This window comes from Xenorhabdus sp. NBAII XenSa04 (assembly GCF_963866145.1).
In the GTDB taxonomy this organism is placed as follows: Bacteria; Pseudomonadota; Gammaproteobacteria; order Enterobacterales; family Enterobacteriaceae; genus Xenorhabdus; species Xenorhabdus indica.
Map to the genome: position 1 here is coordinate 1 of NZ_CAWMEB010000253.1, position 1,090 is coordinate 1,090.

Annotated in this window: 2 protein-coding genes and 1 pseudogene; 1 reads left to right on the forward strand and 2 read right to left on the reverse strand. The window is 39.7% G+C overall.

Annotation, left to right across the window (positions count from 1 at the left end; genetic code table 11):
* Nucleotides 1–243, forward strand: a 243-nt coding sequence (locus tag AAC147_RS09610; protein WP_052189843.1) for a SymE family type I addiction module toxin, incomplete at its 5' end; no start/stop codon positions are given.
* Between the two features lie 74 nt (nucleotides 244–317).
* Here the strand turns inward: AAC147_RS09610 and AAC147_RS09615 are convergent.
* Both AAC147_RS09615 and AAC147_RS09620 read right to left on the reverse strand, forming a co-directional pair.
* Entirely contained in the window at nucleotides 318–635 is a 318-nt protein-coding gene (locus AAC147_RS09615) for a hypothetical protein (RefSeq protein ID WP_052189845.1), read from the reverse strand.
* Between the two features lie 358 nt (nucleotides 636–993).
* A pseudogene (locus AAC147_RS09620) lies at nucleotides 994–1,086 on the reverse strand (RHS repeat domain-containing protein); the annotation flags it as partial.
* Nucleotides 1,087–1,090 lie beyond the last annotated feature (4 nt).

Genomic DNA, 1,090 nt, shown 5'->3' on the forward strand with positions numbered 1-1,090 from the left:
TACGTGCCGCAAAATGACAAAGCCAATGCTCCGCCTGCGATACATCTCAAAGGGCAGTGGCTTAAGCAGGCCGGATTCGATATTGGTGGGACACTCACCGTCAAGATTATGGACGGCTGTCTGGTGCTCATTCCTGACAGCGACGACACCCGCATCATCAAGCAACAGTACCAGCGCCAGCAAAACCAGCTTAGTGAAATTAAGCTGAGGATGCGAGAGCTGGTTAGCGAATATAAAGCCTAAAAAAGTAAGCCGGAAGCAATCCTTCCGGCTTTATCTCATTGATTTTGCATTTCAATTTAACAAATTAAGAACATTCATATATCTATTTTAGTTATTATTCCATTTCCTATATATCCATTTTCCCATATATCAAACATGACTCCTTTAGTTAAATATGGGAATACTTCATCTGGAGATAAAAATATAATAGAAACATTATCTTTAGATTCTCCTGGATATATATCAACACCTAGCTCATTCACTAACATTCTACAATCAAACCCGTGTGACGATAGCTCTTTGGGATATTTAAAAAATAGAGGGCATCCATAGTAACTTGATGATAATATGGGTGATTTTCTGCCTCCAGATTTGGTTTCAAATAGCGTTATAGTTGCATAAGCTTTTCTCATATTATTTCCTTGGCAATGGTGAATAATTTAATATAGTAGGTTTTAAATTCACCAAAAGATCATTTGGAAGAACATAGGCAGGGATACCTCCATCCACCTCAGCATAGAATTTAGGGTCACTGAGGAGTATATTTTTAGGAATTTCTGTTTTTACAATTGTGTACGGCTCATCATGAAAAGCTAAAACTGCTTTTTTCCCATATTCAGAGGCTTTCTCGCCCGAAGTGGTAAAATATTTCGTTTCAATCCCTGGCGGACTATTAAAGGCATTTGTCTGTTTTATATTGTTTAACTCACTGGGGCTTACCGCTCTATATAGCGGAACTGTTTCGGGTTCTGGCGCTTTAGGTAAATCTGGTGGACACTTTTCTAACCCGTATGGATCAACAAAACCGGTGGGATTATGGACGTATCCATAGGGATTCAAGCCCCCCATCAGCCCGATGGGGTCTTAG